This is a genomic window from uncultured Brevundimonas sp. (genome assembly GCF_947305955.1).
GTDB lineage: Bacteria > Pseudomonadota > Alphaproteobacteria > Caulobacterales > Caulobacteraceae > Brevundimonas.
This window is the reverse complement of sequence record NZ_CAMZFB010000004.1, coordinates 14,221-28,280: the sequence shown is the minus strand read 5'-3', so window position 1 is coordinate 28,280 and position 14,060 is coordinate 14,221. Positions and strand designations below refer to the sequence as shown.

The window sequence follows — 14,060 nt, the reverse complement described above, 5'->3', positions numbered from 1 at the left end:
GCGCAGTGTTCAGAGGATTTCCAGAACCGTCTCAAGCGGGCGGCCGATCCGCGCGCCCTTGGAGCTTTCGACGATCGGGCGCTCGACCAGCACCGGATTGGCGATCATGGCGTCACGGATTTCCGCATCCGATGCGCCGCGCTCCACCAGTGCCTTGGCCTCGTCCTCGCGCATACGCAGCATTCCGGCGTAACCCTTGCCCGTCGATGCTGCCAGACGGTCCAGCGTCTGGGCGTCCCAACCGGCCTTCAGATATTCGACGACTTGCGCAGAGATGCCCTTTTCCTGAAGCAGTTCCACGGCCTTGCGGGACGTCGAGCATTTCGGGTTGTGATAGATGGTGACAGTCACGGCTGTTGTGTCCTGTGATCGTAGCAATATTTGCCTCCGCGATAGGCTGCGAACAGCATCACTGCAAGCACCGGCATAAGCGCCAACATGATCATGTTCTGCGGCTGGACATAGGCCACCCGCATCCCGCCATCCATCAGCACCACAATCGACAGCAGCACAGCCATCGCCGACAGCCCCAGCCCGATGGCAGGGATCAGGTGGCCGGGACGCCGCCACTGCCAATAGGCCGCGCCGAGGCAGACGATGATGACCATGGCGGTGATCGAGCCGCTGATCCAATGGAACACGCTGGCGATCTTCTCGAACATGACGGTGTCGATCTCGGCCTCGCCGCCTGTCACGGGGCCACGGACGTTTTTCAACTGTTCGACGATTTCATCCTGGGTCGGACGCCAAATCGCAAACGCCGCTGCGCCATAGCCCGCGCGTACGATCGCGACCCAGCTGGCCAGTCGCGCCATCCTGACGGCGTCGCGCAGGGATTGTGGCGGTGCCAGAAGGCGGCGCAGCCCTGTCTTGATTTGATCGTCCACCCACCTGCCCCCGCATTGCCGACAGTCTCGGCAATGAAAAATCCGGCTGTGGCTCAGCCCTTGCGGATCAGCCAGTTCGCCGCGCGCAATGCCCCCGCATGCGCGATACCGCACATAAGTAGCACGATCGGGATTACAATCGCACTAACCGTCCCATAGGCCGTCCGCTGTGCGGAAGCACCAACGAGCAGATCGACCAGCGCGGACGACAGTTCGAAACACATCCACGCCACGCCGATACCGCACCAAACCGGATTGGGTTTGAACCGGCACAGCGCCGCCATGCCCAGCGCAAACATGGCCTGCACCATCTTCAGCATGGCCACCTCGCTGTCCGCCCCCGCAACGGCACCGCTGCTGATCGCCACAGCGTTCAGGGCCGAGACGCCTGACCACAAAATGAAGGCCCACACCGCATAGCCACGCATGGTTTGGGCCTGCTCGGACGAATCGATGCGGGCGAACGGGGCATAAAATCGACGGTTCATGCGTAACTCTGGCCAGTTCTGAAAAAATCAGGCGTCCGATAGCAATGATTGCGACGCCATGCGCCATAAATCGTCACTCCTTCACCTTTGTTATCCAACAGGCTAGGCTAGCCTGATGCAGCTCGATCATAACGACGAACTCGTCCTCGCAACCTTGAGCCCACGCGCAAGGGAGTTGGTCGATCGGGCCGTCGCATGGAGTAATATTAACTCCGGCAGTCGCAATACCGAGGGGCTGTTCAAGGTTCTGGATGCGCTGGAAGCCGCATTCGCGCCCCTGCCCGTCTCCATCGAGCGCGTTGCGACGGCGACATCTTCCTCAGTCGGCGCCGATGGTACGGTCGAGACCGTCCACTATGCGCCCGCCCTGCGGATCACCTGCCGCCCCGACGCCCCGATCCAGATCGTCACCACCGGCCACTATGATACGGTGTTCGATAGCGCCAGCCCGTTCCAGCACGTTACCGTCCGCGATGACGGGGCGCTGAACGGTCCGGGCATCGCCGATATGAAGGGTGGGATCAGCGTGATGCTGGGCGCACTCGAAGCGTTCGAGGCCCATCCGCTCAAAGACAATGTGGGCTGGACGGCCCTGTTGTCGCCGGATGAGGAGATCGGATCGCCCGGATCCGCTCCCCTGCTGGCCGAACTGGGGGCCAAGGGGCATATCGGCCTGACCTATGAACCCTCCCTGCCCGACGGGACGCTGGCGGGCGAGCGAAAGGGCAGCGGCAACTATCACCTGATCGTACGGGGCAAGGCCGCCCATGCGGGCCGCGCCTTCCACGAGGGGGCGAACGCCATCGCCGCCGCCGCCATCATCACCACCCGCCTGCACGCCCTGAACGGCCAGCGCGAGGGCGTCACCGTCAATGTCTCCAAGATCGACGGCGGCTCGCCGCTCAACGTCGTAGCCGACAACGCCGTGGTGCGGTTCAACGTGCGGGTGCCCGATGCCCAGTCGGCGTCGTGGGTGGTTGATGCCATCGGTGAAATCACGACCGAGCCGCCCTTTGAGGGCATTTCGCTTCATCTTCACGGCGGCATGACCCGCGCGCCCAAGCCTATGGATGCCAGCCAGACCGCCCTGTTCAATGCAGTGAAGTCGGCGGGCGAGCTGCTGGGCCAGTCCATCCGCTGGCAGCCCTCGGGCGGTGTCTGCGAAGGCAACAACCTTCACGCCGCGGGCCTGCCCAACATCGACACGCTGGGCGTGATCGGCGGCGATATCCATTCGGATCTGGAATACGCCTGGCCCGACAGCTTCCTTGAGCGTGCCCGCCTGTCCGCCCTCATCTTCAGCAAGATCGCGTCGGGGGATATCGACGCGAAACGGCTGAAACAGCTTCGTCTGGAGACCTTGTAAGCCATGCTTATCGTTCGCCCCGCCATGCCGACGGACCTCGACGACCTGATGGAACTGGCCATCCTCTCGGGGCCGGGCTTCACCAGCCTGCCCGAGGACGCCGACGTTCTGGCCGAGCGTCTTGAGACCAGCAAGAAGTCGTTCAACGGCGAACTGCCGTGGGAAGACGCGTGGTACACCCTGATGCTGGAAGACGGCGACACGGGCGATGTGGACGGCATCGGCGGTGTGAAAGCGACCGTGGGCCTGAAGCGCCCGTTCTTCTCCTTCCGTCTGGTCAACAACATTACCCAGTCACCGTCGCTGGGCGTGAAGATGAACCACCAGACGCTGGTGCTGGTGAATGAATGCGCGGGCTGGTCAGAGGTCGGCTCGCTGTTCCTCAAGGCCGACCGCCGTCGCGGGGGCGCAGGGCGCTTGCTGGCCCAGTCGCGCTATATGCTGATCGGCACCCAGCCCGAGATGTTCGCCGAAAACGTTCTGGCCGAGCTGCGCGGCGTGTTCACGCCCGACGGTGCCTGTCCGTTCTGGGACCATGTGGCGCACAAATTCTTCCCGATGGACTTTGACGACGCCGACCGCATGACCGGATCGACCGACAAACAGTTCATCCTCGATCTGGCCCCCCGCCACCCCATCTATGTCGAGCTGCTGCCGGAACCCGCCCGTGCGGTGATCGGCAAGGTCCACCCCCAAGGCGTGCCCGCCATGGCCCTGCTGGAGTCCGAAGGTTTCCGCCCCAACGGCCTCGTCGATATTTTCGATGCCGGTCCCACCGTCGCTTGCGGCCGCGACAACATCCGTACCGTGCGCGATGCCCGCCCGCTGAAGGTCCAGATCGGCCAGGATATTCAGGCCGACCTGCCCGCTCTGATTTCCACCGACAGTCTGGCCAAGTTCCGCGCCGTGCGCGTCAAGGCCGACCTGCATCCCGAAACCGTCACCATCACCGCAGATGCAGCCACCGCCCTCAAGGTCAAGGCTGGCGACACCGTCCGCGTCAAAGTCTGAGTTTGCCCGATATGACCACCTTCCAGTCCATCGATCCCACCACCGGCGAAGTCGTCTGGGAAGGCGCGGAAAGCACGCCCGAACAGGTGGCCGCCGCCGTCGCCAAGGCACGGACCGCCATGGCCGACTGGGCGCTGCGCCCGCGTACGGACCGCGTCGCCATCCTCAAGGCCTATCAGGCCAAGCTGAAGGAACGCGCCGTCGAGATCGCCGAGACCATCAGCCGCGAAACCGGAAAGGCCCTGTGGGAGACGCAGGGCGAGGTCGGCTCCATGCAGGGCAAGGTGGACATCTCCATACGCGCCTATGACGAGCGCACGGGCGAGCGTTCAAACGACACCGCCTTTGGCCGCGCAACCTTGCGTCACCGCCCGCATGGCGTGGCGGCTGTGCTTGGCCCGTTCAACTTCCCCGGCCACCTGCCGAACGGTCACATCGTTCCGGCCCTGCTGGCGGGCGATACCGTCGTGTTCAAACCCTCCGAAGAAGCCCCCAAGACGGGCGAGCTGATGGTGCAATGCCTGCTGGACGCGGGCGTACCGGATGGCGTGATCAACATTGTCCAAGGCGGCAAGGACGTCGGCGCGGCCCTGCTTGACCAGAAGATCGACGCCCTGATGTTCACCGGCTCGGGCGCAGCGGGCGCGCATTTCCGCAAGAAGTTCGCCGATGATCCGCACGTGATCCTCGCGCTGGAACTCGGCGGCAATAATCCGCTGGTCGTCTGGGACGTGGCCGATGCCGAGGCTGCGGCCACTCATGTGGTTCAGTCGGCCTTCATCACCTCGGGCCAGCGCTGCTCGTGCGCGCGCCGCCTGATCGTGCCTAACGGCCCGCAGGGCGATGCCGTGGTCGAGGCGGTCGCCACGCTGTCGGACCGTCTGCGTTATGGCGCATGGAACGGCAATGAAGAGGTTTACGGCGGCCCGCTGATCTCCGCCCGCGCCGCGAAAAAGGCACTGTCCGATCTTCAGGAGCGGATCGATCTGGGAGCCAAGGTCATCCGCGCCTCCGGCCCGATCGAGGGCCTGTCTGACGCCTTCGTCAAACCCGCCATCATCGATGTGACGGGCGTTGACGTGCCGGACGAGGAAATCTTCGCGCCCTTCCTGTCGGTCATCCGCGTGGACAGCTTTGATGCCGCCCTCGAGGCCGCCAACGCCACCCGCTACGGCCTGTCGGCGGGCCTGATCAGTGACGATGCCAAGTTGTGGGACCGCTTCATCACCACCATCCGCGCGGGCGTCGTGAACTTCAACCGCCCGACCACCGGCGCGGCGGGCGACATGCCCTTCGGCGGCCTCGGCGCCAGCGGCAACCACCGCCCCAGCGCCTATTACGCCGCCGACTACTGCGCCTATCCTGTCGCCAGTTTCGAAGCCGACGGCGTCAAGAACATCACCGGTGAAATCAAGGGCTTGATGTAATGGGTTCACACGCGGTCGAAGCCAATGCCGATGGCCTGATCGGGCCGACGCACTCCTACGCAGGTCTGTCGCCGGGCAATCTGGCGTCCAGCCTGAACAAGGCCAAGGCTTCGTCTCCGCGTGCTGCTGTCCTGCAGGGGTTGGACAAGATGAAGAAGCTGGCCGACCTCGGCCTGCCTCAGTTTGTGCTGCCCCCGCATGAACGCCCGAACATCCCCTTCCTGCGCTCTCTGGGCTTTGCGGGCACAGACGCGCAGGTGCTGGAGCGGGCATGGAAGGACGCGCCGAGCTTTGCCGCCGCCGCCTGTTCGGCCTCGCCCATGTGGGCGGCCAATGCCGCGACCGTGACCCCCAGTGCCGACAGCCTAGATGGCCGCGTGCATTTCACGCCCGCCAATCTGGTCACCAACCTGCACCGCAGCCTGGAGCACGAGCAGACGCAGAGATCGCTGAACGCACTCTTCCCCGACGAGGGCCATTTCGCCCTCCATCCGGCCCTGTCGCCCGTCAGCCATCTGGCCGACGAGGGCGCGGCCAACCATGTCCGCCTGTGCGCCGACCACGGCAGCGAGGGCGTGAACCTTTTCGTCTGGGGCCGCGATGCGTTCGAGGCGTGGAACGGTCCCTTTCCCGCCCGCCAGACCCGCGAGGCGTGCGAGGCCATCATGCGCCGCCACGGAGCCTCGGGCGTCGTACTAGCCCGTCAGGGGCGCGCAGCGATTGCGGGCGGCACCTTCCACAATGACGTGGTGTGCGTGGGCGCGCTGGATACCCTCTTCTTCCACGAACTGGCGTTTGAGGACACAAACGCCACCAAGGCCGCCATCCGCGCCGCCGCCAAGGGGTTCGAGCCGAAGTTCGTCGAGGTTTCCGCCGCTGACCTGCCGCTGGCCGATGCGATCAGCAGCTATCTGTTCAACTCCATGCTGATCCAGATACCGGGCGAGGACCGCCTGACCCTGATCTGCCCCACCGAGACGCGCGATAACCCGCGCAGCCATGCGGTGGCAGAGCGTATCGCCACGTCAAACGGGCCGATCGGCCGCGTGGAATATGTGGATGTGCGCCAGTCCATGGCCAACGGCGGCGGCCCCGCCTGCCTGCGCCTGCGTGTCGTGCTGACGGATGAAGAGCTGGCCGCCACCAACCCCGCCATGCGGATGACGGATGAGCTGCACGCCCGCCTGACCATGTGGGCGCTGCGCTGGTACCGCGAGGAGTTGCGCCCTGCCGATCTGGCCGATCCGGCGCTGCTGGAGGAAAGCCTGGCCGCGCTGGACGAACTGACGTCCATCCTGCACCTCGGCAACGACTTCTATCCATTCCAGCGTTAAGCCCGCAGCCGCTCCAACGCCTGCGGATAGCGACGCGACACGGGTGCCTCAACCGCGCCCAGCGATACGGTCCAGTCGCCCGATCCGGCAGGCTCCAGCCCCGTCATATGATCGGGATTGACCAGCCACGAGCGGTGGCTGCGTACGAACCCGACCGGCGCCAGCCGCGCCTCGACCGCCGCCATGGTCGCCCGCATCAGGGGCCTGCGCCCGTCTGCCAGCAGGAACTCGACATAGTTCCCCGCCGCCGTCACGGCCAGAATGTCGGCCAGTGGCACACGGATGATCCGCGCCCCATCGCGGATATCGAAACTGACGGGCCGCACCTCTTCCTTGCGGTTCTGGCGAACCATGGTGACCGTCCAGAACACCGACAGGTGCAGCAAATAGGACAGCAGGTCCTTGCGGAACTCCGACAAAAAGCCGCTGAAATCATAGTCCGCGCCCATGGCCGCATAGGTCGCCTCGCGTAGGGCAACGAATACGCCAACGTGCACCACGCTATAGGCCACGAGGCCGACGACATGCACCGCCACGAAATGCATACGCGTGGCCCAACTGGCGGCCAATAACTCATCGGGATGGGCCTTGGCGGCGGCCAGCCAGGGGATCCAGATCGCAGCGGCCAATCCGATAAGGCTCGACACCTCCCAGAGCAGCGGCTCCCACCGGGCCGCGTCGGGTGTGTCCATCAGGGTCGTCACGACATTGATGGCGCAGACCAGCGCCGCACCGATGATGATCAGCCCTCCGCCTTTTAGCAGGTCATCCCTGTTGGCCCCGTTCGTCCCGCCCGAGGTGCCACTCGTCACAGCCATTCGCGTTTCGTCCCACCGCTGGCCACACCGGCCCCCTCGACCTTGTTCCAGCACGCAATGTTACGCCGAATAGCGGCCATGACCCAAGCACTCTCGCAACCGCAAGGCACAATGATCGGGCGTCGGCACGATCTGGATGCCATCCGCATCGGGGCTTTTGCCCTGCTCATCCTCTATCACGTCGGCATGTTCTATGTGCCGTGGGACTGGCACGTGAACAGCGCCCGCCCGCAGGAATGGCTGGAGCCTGTCATGCGCTTCACCAATCCGTGGCGGATGACGCTTCTGTTCCTCGTTTCGGGTTCGGCCACGCGCCTGCTGTACGAAGCCTATAAGCGTCAGGGCGCGGGTGCGGCCGAGCGGCTGGGCGGGGCGCGTCTGTCGCGTCTGGGCCTGCCGCTGCTGTTCGGCATGCTGGTGATCGTGCCGCCCCAGACCTATTACCAAGTGCTGGAAATGGCGCGTAACGGAACCCTGCTGTCGGGCCTGTCGCCGGAAGCTGCGGTATCGGGCTTCTGGACCCGCTATGTCACCGCCAGCGGACAGTGGTGCAATGCCGACGGCTGCATCATCACGCCCACGTGGAACCACCTGTGGTTTCTGGCCTACGTCCTGCTCTATGGCCTGCTGGCCGCGATGGTGGCGGGCGTTGCCGAGCGCAGGTTCGGCGGTTGGGCCGCCAAGCTGGGAGCCGTGCTGAAAGGCCCGTGGCTGTTCCTGTTGCCCGTCGCCTATCTGGTCGCGATCCGCATCGGGCTTTATCCGCGCTTTCCCGTCACGCATGACGTCATCACGGACCTCTATACCCACGCCCTCAGCCTGCCGGCCTTTGCCTTCGGTTTCCTGATGGTCGCGGCACCGAAACTGACCGCGCAGTTTGTGAAATACCGCCACCTGTCGCTGGCGCTCGCTCTAGGCAGTTATGCCGCCTACATCGGCTATCTCGTGATCTATCCGGATGGCGCGGCACCGACGCTTGGCCTGCGGAACGTCCTGCGTGTGGTCTATGCGATCGATCAGTGGGCCTTTATCGCCGCCGTGCTCGGCTATGCCGCCAAACACGTCCACGGCACCTCGCCCCTGATGAAATATCTGGGGGGCGGTATCTTCAGCTTCTACATCGTCCACCAGACCGTGACGGTCGTGGTCGCTGCTAATGTTGAGAAATTGAAACTTCCGCTGTTCGCCGAAATGGGCATTGTACTGGGCCTGACGGTTGCGGGGTGTGTGGTGGCGTACGAGATTGCCAAGAGGATCGGTGTGTTCGGCATCTTGCTGGGCGTATCGCCATCCAAACGGGCGACGTCGCAACGCCGTCAAACCGCCGCCGCTAACGCGTAGTCATTGACCTGCAAGAACGAAACCATGATCCAGTCCCGCCGCGCCTTTATGGCCTCCGCCACTGCCATCGCCCTTGCAGGTTACGCCCAGCGTGCCCAAGCCGTCGAAAACGGCTTCGTTGACGGCATCAGCCGCAGCGAGGTCTTTGGCTACGGTCCCTTGGTCAAAGATCCCTATGGGCTGATGGACCTGCCCGAAGGCTTTTCCTATCGCGTGGTGTCTCAGGTGGGCGAGACCATGAGCGACGGCCTGCTGACGCCGAACAATTTCGACGGCATGGCCTGTTTCCCGCTGGACGAGGATCGGGTCATCCTGGTCCGCAACCACGAAACCAAACTGCACCAGCCGAACGCCAGCGCATGGGGGGCCAACCACCGTCTGGCCGAGGGCCTGAAGCGCGAGCAGGTCTACGGCGTCTACACCGAGGACGGCGGCGACCGCGTCCGCGCCATCGGCGGGGGCACGACCACCATCGTCTATAACCTCAAGACCGGAAAGACCGAGCGCACCCACCTGTCGCTCGGCGGCACGGCGGTTAACTGTGCGGGGGGCAAGACCCCGTGGGGCTCGTGGCTGACGTGCGAGGAGAGCATCGCAGGCCCCAAGGACGGCATCCCGCAGGAACACGGTTGGGTGTTTGAGGTCCCCGCCAACGCGACCGGCATGGTTGAGCCCAAGCCCATCAAGGCCATGGGGCGTTTCAAACACGAAGCCGCCTGCGTCGATCCCAGCTCGGGGGCCGTCTATATGACCGAGGACGTGGCCGACGGCCTTTTCTACCGCTTCTTGCCGAATGAAAAGCAGGACCTGCACAAGGGCGGTCGTCTCCAGGCGCTGGCCATCAAGGGCCAGCCATCCGCCGACACCCGCAACTGGGACAGCGTGCTGTGGCAGAAGGGCCAGACGCTCGAGGTCGAATGGGTCGATCTGGACGAGGTCGAAAGCCCCAACGGTGACCTGAACAAACGCGGCCATGCCAAGGGCGCGGCTCTGTTCGCACGCGGCGAAGGCATCCACTGGGCCGAGGACCATCTCTATTTCGCCTGTACTTCGGGCGGTGTGGGCCGCATGGGTCAGGTGATGCGCTACGTCCCCTCGCCGTTCGAGGGACGCGCGGAGGAAGCGTCGTCGCCTGCCCGTCTGGAACTGTTTGTCGAAACGACCGATCAGGCCGTGATGGAGTATGTCGACAACATCACCATCGCCCCCAACGGTCACGTCATCGGCTGCGAGGATCGCGCCAAGGGCACCAACCACATCCGTGGCATCATGCCGAACGGGCGCATCTATACCCTCGCCCGCAATCCCCAGCCGCACGATGACGACGAGGCGAACAACGAACTGGCAGGCGTCTGCTTCTCGCCGGACGGCCAGACCATGTTCGTGAACCTGTACGCACCGGGCACCACACTGGCGATCACCGGCCCGTGGGACAGTTTCAGGGTCTAGGCCCTATTGCAGGGCGTGGACGCGCGGCGCGTGGTGGCCGTCCGCATCCACATTGAACAGACGCAGTTGTTCCTGACGGCTGAGATGGTCGCCGCTTTCACCGATCAGGGCTTCTTCAGCCGTATAGGCAATGGCCGTGCGCCCGCCTTGCTCGATCATGATCGAGTAAAAAGGCTGTGACGGATCAACGCCGTCGATATCCTCGATTGGGCCATAGTAGCTCGCATCCACATCCACGACCAAGCCGAAGAAGGCATCATGAACGTGGCGGACTTTCTGACCCAAACCGAATTTTGCTGTGCGAGCGTATGTCATGACCAGAATACGCTCGGTCATGCCTAAGGTTGCCGAAAATCCTGTCATCATAAGTGACTATTTGTAACATAAATATCCACGTTTCATTAATCATACCGGCACGATATGGGGGTGGCTTCGTATCGCATAGCGGGCTAGGTTTACGGGGACGGGCGCCGCTTCGGACCGCCCACAACCATAGTCGGCCCAATGCCGGAGACCTCTGGCGCGCCCAAGCGGCGCGACTCTCGGTCCCAGCCCGCTCGCCCCCGTCGGCAGAGCGATACAAATCGAGACGCGCCTCTCTACGGCGCTTTGGATTTGGGGACCAATAACTGTCGCCTGCTCATCGCGCGTCCTGCGCGCGACGGCTTCCGCGTGGTCGATTCCTTCAGCCGCATCGTCCGCCTTGGCGAGGGCCTGTCACGCACGGGACGCCTCGATGAAAAGGCGATGGATCGCGCCTATGACGCCCTCGCCCAGTGCGCCGAGCGTATCGCCCGTCGCGGTTTGAAGGTTGACCACCTCTCCGCCGTCGCCACCCAAGCCTGCCGCGCCGCCGAAAACGGCGCTGAGTTTGTCGAGCGGGTCCGAAAGGGCACCGGCCTGAAACTTCGGATCATCGACCCGATCGAGGAAGCCCGACTGTCGGTCGCGGGCTGCATGAACCTGATCGAACAGGACGCCGAGGCCGTTCTGGTCATCGACGTGGGCGGTGGCTCAACCGAACTGTCGTGGATGCGGCGCACCGAACAGGGCCTGGACACTGTTGCGTGGACATCCGCACCGCTGGGCGTGGTGACCTTGGCCGAGCGCCACCCCGAGCCCCCTGGATCGCCGACCGAATGGTACGAGGCCATGGTCGCCGATGTGACCGAGGCCATCGCCAAGGGTGCCCCCCAAGATCCAGAATATCATCAGCTCTACACCCAAGGTCGCGCCCACATGGTCGGGACCTCGGGCGCGATCACCAGTCTGGCGGGTATCCATCTGGGCCTGCGCCGCTATCAGCGCGATCTGGTGGACGGGCTATGGATGACCCGCGCCGACTGCGAGGCCGCCGCCCAGCGCCTTATCAATCTGGGGCCGGAAGGCCGTGCGGCGGAAAGCTGTATTGGCCCAGACCGCGCCGATCTGGTGCTGGCAGGTGCGGCGATCCTTGAAGCCGTCCAGCGTGCATGGCCGTGCGAGCGGGTGCGCGTCGCCGACCGTGGCCTGCGCGAGGGCCTGTTGCTGACGATGATGAACTCGCCCAGCGCGCCAAAGAAGAAACGCCGTCGTCGCCGCAAACGCTCGCGTCACGGCGCAAAGCCGACGCCCGCGACCTAGCGCGCCATCGGATCGAGGAGCTGGGCCTCGATGGTGATGTCACACACCGAAAAATCAGCCCCCTTGGCGGCCCGCACGTCGGCGACGTGGGCCGCAAAGCGCGCGCTGGCCGGATCAATCCGGCGCACGACAGGCCGTTCGCGAACCGGAATGTCGGCAGCGATCCGCACCCGCGTCATTCGGTCAGGACTTTCCACCATGCCACTGGGCAGATCGCCCGCGTTCAAGCTGTCCACCACGTCCTGCCCGACGACGACACGCCCCCAGATCGAGTAGCGGCGCTCCAGCGTTGGATAATAGGCCCGCATCAGGAAGAACTGGCTGTCAGCGCTGTCTTCGGCCTCGTCGCGGGCCATGCCCGCCACTCCGGGGCAATAGACGCCCCAGCCGGTCGCCTTGCCATCACCCGAACGCTGGAAGAAGCGGTCAGGCTGGCTCATGACAGGAAGGCTGTGGTGGAAGCCCAGAGGGAAGCCGGACGGCGCGGCCACCGGCACAAAGGGCGTCTCTGCAGAACGGCGGAAAGTCAGCTCGGCCTTGACGTTGCCCAGCGCGCTGCCGCCCTCGCCCGTCCCTGTGGGATCACCGGTCTGGGCCATGAAGCCGTCGATAACACGGTGCCAGACCACACCGTCATAAAAGCCCGCCGACGCCAGCGCCCTGATGCGTTCGACATGCAGGGGCGCGACATCGGGCGTCATCTCGACATAGATGTCGCCCTTGGTGGTTTCGATAACCAGCAGGTTTTCAGGGGCAATGGCCTGAAACTCATCTGCGGCAATGGCCGGAGCGCTTGAGAGGAAAAGTCCGGCCAGGGCCAGAGCGATTTGCTTTTTCATCCTGCGTCCGGCCTCCCCGCCGTTGCTTGATTAGGGGTTGATGACCTCTACCGGCACGGTGACGTCACAGGCCGTAAAGGCATTGCCGATGCGATTACGGGCCGCATCCACAGCCGCGGTAAAGGGTGCGCCACCCGGCACAGCCACACGCACGGTCGGGCGTTCATTGGCCGGAATTTGCGAGGCCAGACGCACGCGCGTCATAACATCAGCACCCTCGCCTACCGCACCATCATTGGCCTCGGCACCGGGCTTCAGCGCCTTGAGAACGTCCAGACCCGACAGCACGCGACCAAAGACCGTGTAGGCCCCGTTCAGGTTGTCGGCGTTGGCTGTGGTGAGGAAGAACTGGCTGTTGGCGCTGTTGGGCAGACCCGAACGTGCCATACCTGCCGTACCGGCGCAGAACAGGCCGGTGGCCTGAACCTTCATATCGGCATTGATCATCATCTGGGCGTCCGGCTGGGTCACCACGACGTTCGAGCCGATGAAGCCCATCTGCATCGGGGCATTGGTCGGAATCGCCGCGAAACCGGCATCTCGGCCACGACGGAAGCTGAATTCGGCGGCCAGATCGGGCAGCTCGCTGCCGCCCTCGCCCGTGCCGCGCGGATCACCCGTTTGGGCCATGAAGCCCGGGATCACGCGGTGGAATTTGTGGCCGTCATAGAAGCCCTGCGTCGTCAGGGTGCGAATGCGCTCGATGTGGTTCGGCGCAATACGCGGCTCCAGCTCGACCAGAACCTGCCCCTTGGTGGTGTCGATCACCCAGAGATTTTCGGCGGCGACTTCGCGCCATTCAGCCGTGGATTGCGCGTGGGCGGTGCCGGCCAGCAGAACAGCAGCAGCCGCTGCGGAAATCATCAGGTTTTTCATGACACTCAGTGTTTCAGCGATTGCGAACCTTGTCGAGCACAGCAGCAGCAATGGCCGGGCTGACGAAGCTTTCGATGTCGCCATTCAGCATGGCGATTTCCTTCACGAGGCGCGAGGCGATCGCCTGATGGCGCGGATCGGCCATCAGAAAGACCGTTTCGATCTCGCTGTTCAGGCGCTGGTTCATCGCCGTCAGCGGGAATTCGTACGCGAAGTCGGCGACAGCGCGCAGGCCGCGCACGATGCAGTTCGCATTCAGCTCTTCGGCAAAATGCATCAGCAGGCTGCTGAACGGACGCACTTCCACCGCATCGCCAAAACGGGCGACTTCGCGCTGGAGCATCTCGACGCGTTCCTGCGTGGTGAACAGCGGCCCCTTGGCGTCATTCTGGGCCACGCCGATGACCAGCTTGTCTACCAGCTTGACCGCACGGCCAATGATATCGAGGTGGCCATTTGTGACCGGATCGAAAGTGCCCGGATAAAGTCCGATACGCATAGGCTTCCTCTAAGCCTCCCCAAGGGTAAGTTGCGCCTGTCTTAGCAGGTGCAAAATCTCGCGAATAGCGGAAATGGACTTCGCCGCCCCTCGATCACCAAG

Annotated in this window: 15 protein-coding genes; 7 read left to right on the top strand and 8 right to left on the bottom strand. The window is 64.1% G+C overall.

The genetic code is table 11. The annotated features are described in order from the left end of the window. Window positions 1-9 precede the first annotated feature (9 nt). From Q0Y42_RS01985 to Q0Y42_RS01975, 3 genes are read right to left on the bottom strand one after another with little or no spacing between them, the layout of a single operon-like run. On the bottom strand, window positions 10-351 hold the full coding sequence (locus Q0Y42_RS01985) for an arsenate reductase family protein (RefSeq protein WP_297799590.1): 342 nt from the start codon (window positions 349-351) through the stop codon (window positions 10-12). After that, window positions 348-887, bottom strand: a complete 540-nt coding sequence (locus tag Q0Y42_RS01980) for a hypothetical protein (RefSeq protein ID WP_297799588.1) — start codon at window positions 885-887, stop codon at window positions 348-350. Before Q0Y42_RS01980 ends, Q0Y42_RS01985 begins: the two co-directional genes overlap by 4 nt. A 53-nt stretch (window positions 888-940) precedes the next feature. After that, window positions 941-1,375, bottom strand: a complete 435-nt coding sequence (locus Q0Y42_RS01975) for a hypothetical protein (protein WP_297799586.1) — start codon at window positions 1,373-1,375, stop codon at window positions 941-943. Window positions 1,376-1,490: 115 nt separating this feature from the next. Between Q0Y42_RS01975 and Q0Y42_RS01970 the strand changes: the two genes are divergently transcribed. Genes Q0Y42_RS01970 through astB form a run of 4 tightly spaced genes read left to right on the top strand, consistent with a single transcriptional unit; the run spans window position 1,491 to window position 6,513 of the window. After that, the gene (locus Q0Y42_RS01970; protein WP_297799584.1) at window positions 1,491-2,741 is read left to right on the top strand and encodes a hydrolase; all 1,251 of its coding nucleotides are present in this window, start codon (window positions 1,491-1,493) and stop codon (window positions 2,739-2,741) included. Window positions 2,742-2,744: 3 nt separating this feature from the next. Further along, a complete protein-coding gene (locus tag Q0Y42_RS01965; RefSeq protein WP_297799582.1) occupies window positions 2,745-3,752 on the top strand; it encodes an arginine N-succinyltransferase in 1,008 nt (335 codons plus the stop codon). Window positions 3,753-3,763: 11 nt separating this feature from the next. Then, window positions 3,764-5,179 carry a succinylglutamate-semialdehyde dehydrogenase gene (gene astD / locus Q0Y42_RS01960; RefSeq protein WP_297799743.1) on the top strand — a complete coding sequence of 472 codons (1,416 nt, stop codon included), beginning with the start codon at window positions 3,764-3,766 and terminating at the stop codon, window positions 5,177-5,179. Further along, a complete protein-coding gene (gene astB / locus Q0Y42_RS01955; RefSeq protein WP_297799579.1) occupies window positions 5,179-6,513 on the top strand; it encodes an N-succinylarginine dihydrolase in 1,335 nt (444 codons plus the stop codon). Before astD ends, astB begins: the two co-directional genes overlap by 1 nt. On the opposite strand, the gene Q0Y42_RS01950 is transcribed toward astB, so the two are convergent. Then, complete coding sequence (locus tag Q0Y42_RS01950; RefSeq protein WP_297799577.1) at window positions 6,510-7,331, bottom strand: LytTR family DNA-binding domain-containing protein; 822 nt, start codon at window positions 7,329-7,331, stop codon at window positions 6,510-6,512. The two genes, astB and Q0Y42_RS01950, sit on opposite strands and share 4 nt — an antisense overlap. A 78-nt stretch (window positions 7,332-7,409) precedes the next feature. On the opposite strand from Q0Y42_RS01950, the gene Q0Y42_RS01945 reads away from it, so the two are divergent. Continuing rightward, entirely contained in the window at window positions 7,410-8,672 is a 1,263-nt protein-coding gene (locus tag Q0Y42_RS01945) for an acyltransferase family protein (RefSeq protein WP_297799575.1), read from the top strand. 24 nt (window positions 8,673-8,696) lie between these two features. After that, window positions 8,697-10,121 carry an alkaline phosphatase PhoX gene (locus Q0Y42_RS01940; RefSeq protein WP_297799573.1) on the top strand — a complete coding sequence of 475 codons (1,425 nt, stop codon included), beginning with the start codon at window positions 8,697-8,699 and terminating at the stop codon, window positions 10,119-10,121. A 3-nt stretch (window positions 10,122-10,124) separates the two neighbouring features. On the opposite strand, the gene hspQ is transcribed toward Q0Y42_RS01940, so the two are convergent. Then, on the bottom strand, window positions 10,125-10,457 hold the full coding sequence (gene hspQ, locus Q0Y42_RS01935) for a heat shock protein HspQ (protein WP_297799571.1): 333 nt from the start codon (window positions 10,455-10,457) through the stop codon (window positions 10,125-10,127). A gap of 168 nt (window positions 10,458-10,625) precedes the next feature. On the opposite strand from hspQ, the gene Q0Y42_RS01930 reads away from it, so the two are divergent. Beyond that, on the top strand, window positions 10,626-11,744 hold the full coding sequence (locus Q0Y42_RS01930) for a Ppx/GppA phosphatase family protein (protein WP_297799568.1): 1,119 nt from the start codon (window positions 10,626-10,628) through the stop codon (window positions 11,742-11,744). Here Q0Y42_RS01930 and Q0Y42_RS01925 read toward each other — a convergent pair. Genes Q0Y42_RS01925 through coaD form a run of 3 tightly spaced genes read right to left on the bottom strand, consistent with a single transcriptional unit; the run spans window position 11,741 to window position 13,958 of the window. Continuing rightward, entirely contained in the window at window positions 11,741-12,583 is an 843-nt protein-coding gene (locus tag Q0Y42_RS01925) for a peptidylprolyl isomerase (protein ID WP_297799565.1), read from the bottom strand. The genes Q0Y42_RS01930 and Q0Y42_RS01925 overlap by 4 nt on opposite strands. Before the next feature lie 30 nt (window positions 12,584-12,613). Then, window positions 12,614-13,459 (bottom strand): peptidylprolyl isomerase, encoded by an 846-nt coding sequence (locus tag Q0Y42_RS01920; RefSeq protein WP_297799564.1) that lies wholly within the window; start codon window positions 13,457-13,459, stop codon window positions 12,614-12,616. Between the two features lie 13 nt (window positions 13,460-13,472). After that, window positions 13,473-13,958: a pantetheine-phosphate adenylyltransferase gene (gene coaD / locus Q0Y42_RS01915; RefSeq protein ID WP_297799561.1), complete on the bottom strand. Its 486-nt coding sequence runs from the start codon at window positions 13,956-13,958 to the stop codon at window positions 13,473-13,475. Window positions 13,959-14,060 lie beyond the last annotated feature (102 nt).